Origin of the sequence: Mesorhizobium sp. M7A.F.Ca.CA.004.06.1.1 (assembly GCF_003999135.1) — a bacterium.
In the GTDB taxonomy this organism is placed as follows: Bacteria; Pseudomonadota; Alphaproteobacteria; order Rhizobiales; family Rhizobiaceae; genus Mesorhizobium.
This window is the reverse complement of sequence record NZ_RZPQ01000706.1, coordinates 1-3,093: the sequence shown is the minus strand read 5'-3', so window position 1 is coordinate 3,093 and position 3,093 is coordinate 1. Positions and strand designations below refer to the sequence as shown.

General features: G+C 64.8%; 4 protein-coding genes and 1 pseudogene. 1 reads left to right on the top strand and 4 read right to left on the bottom strand.

Annotated features, from left to right (window positions below):
• Nucleotides 1-124, top strand: a pseudogene (locus tag EN906_RS38540) (alpha/beta hydrolase); the annotation flags it as partial.
• A 38-nt stretch (nucleotides 125-162) separates the two neighbouring features.
• On the opposite strand, the gene speB reads toward EN906_RS38540, so the two are convergent.
• The 4 genes from speB to EN906_RS28745 all read right to left on the bottom strand — a co-directional run.
• Nucleotides 163-1,128, bottom strand: a complete 966-nt coding sequence (speB, locus tag EN906_RS28760; RefSeq protein WP_127375547.1) for an agmatinase — start codon at nucleotides 1,126-1,128, stop codon at nucleotides 163-165.
• Between the two features lie 12 nt (nucleotides 1,129-1,140).
• A complete protein-coding gene (locus EN906_RS28755; RefSeq protein ID WP_127271829.1) occupies nucleotides 1,141-1,911 on the bottom strand; it encodes a creatininase in 771 nt (256 codons plus the stop codon).
• Between the two features lie 12 nt (nucleotides 1,912-1,923).
• On the bottom strand, nucleotides 1,924-2,631 hold the full coding sequence (locus tag EN906_RS28750; RefSeq protein WP_127271827.1) for an SDR family oxidoreductase: 708 nt from the start codon (nucleotides 2,629-2,631) through the stop codon (nucleotides 1,924-1,926).
• Nucleotides 2,625-3,093 (bottom strand): SDR family oxidoreductase (locus EN906_RS28745; protein WP_127375546.1); only part of this gene is annotated, 469 nt, incomplete at its 5' end. The genes EN906_RS28750 and EN906_RS28745, both read right to left, overlap by 7 nt.

Sequence of the window (3,093 nt, the reverse complement as noted above, 5' to 3'; positions counted from 1 at the left end):
GCTTGCAGCGTTGATGCCGAACGCCAGCGCCTTTCACATCGAGGGCCGGGACCATATGCTGGCCGTCGGGGACAAGACCTTCAAGCAGCGCGTGCTGGAGTTCTATGCCGAGAATCCGCTTTGAGCGGACGGCGACGCGTCAGGCGGCTTTGACGCTTGCGCTCAGTCTGGCGCTCTCGCTGCTTGAACCGACTTCGCCATCACGCACAGCAGCTCGAACATCATCGTCGCGCCGGCGAGCGCCGTCATTCCACCCAGGTCGAAAGGCGGCGCCACCTCCACGACGTCGGCGCCTACAATGTTCAATCCATCGAGCAAGCGGACCATTTCCTGGGCCTCGCGGGTGGTGAAGCCGCCAAGTTCAGGCGTTCCGGTCCCAGGCGCCATCGATGGGTCGATGCAGTCTATGTCGAAGGTGACATAAACAGGATTGTTTCCGACGATGCCGCGCGCCTCTTCCACGACGCTGGCCGCGCCTCGCCTGACGAACTCCTCCATGTAGATGATACGGATGCCCTGGGCGACCGCCCAGTCATGTTCGCCGGGTTCATAGATCGAGCCGCGGATGCCGATCTGGACGACGCGCTTGGGATCGAGCAGCCCCTCTTCGATGGCGCGGCGGAACGGCGTGCCACGTGTATAGGGATTGTCGCCGAAATAGCGGTCATTGGTGTCCGAATGCGCGTCGAAATGGATCATGCCGACGGGCGCCTTGCGGGCCACGGCGCGCAGCACCGGCAACGTCGTCAGATGATCGCCGCCCGCTGCAAGCGGAATGGCGCCCACTGCCACGATCGCCGCGATGCCGTCCTCGATGCGCTTCAGCCCGTCCAGCAGGTTGATCGGATTGACCGAGAGATCGCCGACATCGGCGACGTTGGCGATGCTGAACGGCTCGGTCCCCGAGACGTGATGGGCGCGCCGCATCAGGCTCGACTGGTTGCGGATCTCGCGCGGGCCGTGCCGTGCGCCGGCGCGATTGGTGGTGCCACCATCCCACGGTATGCCGACGAGCGCGATGTCGAGCCCCTCCGCGCTTGCCACGGCCGGCAGTCTCATGAAGGTCGAAAGTCCGGCGAAGCGAGGCACGGCGGAGGCGTCGATCGGCTGGAAGAAATTGCTGCTCATGGTGTCGGCACCTCAGAAGAATTCGCGTTTGACGATTTCCGCAATGCGGGTCTCGCAGTCGTCGAGCAACCATCGGCCCTTTTCCGCCGATGAGCCCTCGGTCAGCGACAGCACGCCGGATGGCGGCACTTCCTCGGCTGGCTTGGGATAGCGATCATATGGCCTGAACTGCGCCGGGCCGTCATGCAGTGCCTTGCCGAGGTCGACGAGCTCGGGACGCAGCGCCAGCATCATCGAGGTTTCGATGACGCTCGCATGTTCCAGCTCGATGCCGGGATAACCATCGGGGAACACTTTCGCCAGCGTCTCTGTGCGCACCATTTCCCAATGATCGATGCGCAGGATCGTCAGATCCGCCGCACGCTCGCGGCCGATGGTGTCGAGCGCCAGTTCGATGCCCTCGATTGACGGGCCGATGTTCTCGTAGTGGCCGTTGAGGACAACGATACGCCGGACCTTCTGGCGATAGAGATCGCAGATCACATCCTTGACCAGCAGCGAAAACGTATGCGCCGTGATGTTGATCGTGCCGGGGAAGGCCGGGCCGCCGCCTGTTCTCGGCTGCGAGCGGTTGCCGTAAGCGATGGTCGGCGCGACGAGGCCGCCGACCTGCTTCGCGACCGTCTCGGCGATGGCGGTGGGAAGCACGACATCGACATTCATCGCCATGTGGTGGCCATGCTGCTCGGTCGAGCCGAGCGGCAGGAAGATAGGAGCGCCGGCGGCGATCCTCTTCTCGGCTTCGGGCCATGGCAGTTCAGCGAGGAAAACTCGGTCTTTCATGATCATCTCGTTTCAAAGCATCGCCGCGCCACCATTGGCGCCCAGGCATTGTCCGGTGAAGAAGGTGGCGCCGGGGCCGGCAAGGAAGACCACCGCGGAAGCGATTTCATCCGGGCGGCCGATCCGCCCCAGCGGGTGTGTCGTTTCCTGCGCGCGCTGGCTCTCGCTCAGCGCCTCGAAACCGAGAAGCGGCGTGTCGGTCGGCCCCGGCGCCACGGCGTTGACCAGGATGCGAGGGGCAAGCTCTCGCGCCCAGGAGCGGGTCAGGCCGAGCAATGCCGCCTTGGTCGCGCAATAGACCGAGGCGTTCGACCGGCCGAGATAGGCGAGCTCGGAGGCGATGTTGACGATGCGGCCGCCATCGGGAAGGTGCGGCAGGACTTCCCGTGCCACGATGATGGCGCCGCGCACATTGACGGCGAACATGCGGTCGACATGGTCGAGCGAAATCGCCTCAAGCGGTGCTTCATGGAGGATGCCGGCATTGTTGACCAGAATGTCGTAGCCGCCGATCCGTTGCGCGCCTTGCCTGACCGCGGCAATGATGTCGGCCTCATTGGCAAGGTCGCAGGCAAGGATCGGGATATCGCCGTCGGATGCCTTGAGATCGAAGCCGAGAACAATGGCTCCGGCGTCCCGCAAGGCGAGCGCGGTCGCGCGACCGATGCCGCTGGCCGCACCGGTGACCAGCGCGCGTTTTCCGTGCAGCGGGGTTACCAAGGCACTTCTCCCCTGTCGACGCCGAGCGACTGCCCGGTGATGTTGGCCGCGAGATCCGACGCCAGGAACAGATAGGTGCCGGCCATGTCGGCCGGCTCCATCAGGCCGGGCAGGGCTTGCGCGCCAACGATGTCTTCGAGCAGTGCTGCTTCACTGACGGCGCCTTGCTCGGCCATCCGGCCAAGCGAGCGCATCGATGCTTCCGTGCGGACCCATCCCGGACAGACCGCATTGACGCGGATGCCTTTCGATCCAAGTTCCTTGGCCCAGGTTTTCGTCAGGCCGATGATGGCGTGCTTGGAGGCGACATAGGCGCCGAACCGCGCTTCGGCGACGCGGCCCCAGATCGATGCGGTGTTGATGATCGAAGCGCCGGCCTGCATGCGCGGCAAGGCGCGCGCGGTGACAAGCGCCGTGCCGATGACGTTGATCTCGATGATGCGCCGGAAGGCGGCTTCGGCC

Excerpts from the sequence above, each read along its gene's own strand:
- speB (WP_127375547.1), bottom strand. The coding sequence starts at position 1,128 with ATGAGCAGCAATTTCTTCCAGCCGATCGACGCCTCCGCCGTGCCTCGC.
- EN906_RS28755 (WP_127271829.1), bottom strand. The coding sequence starts at position 1,911 with ATGAAAGACCGAGTTTTCCTCGCTGAACTGCCATGGCCCGAAGCCGAG.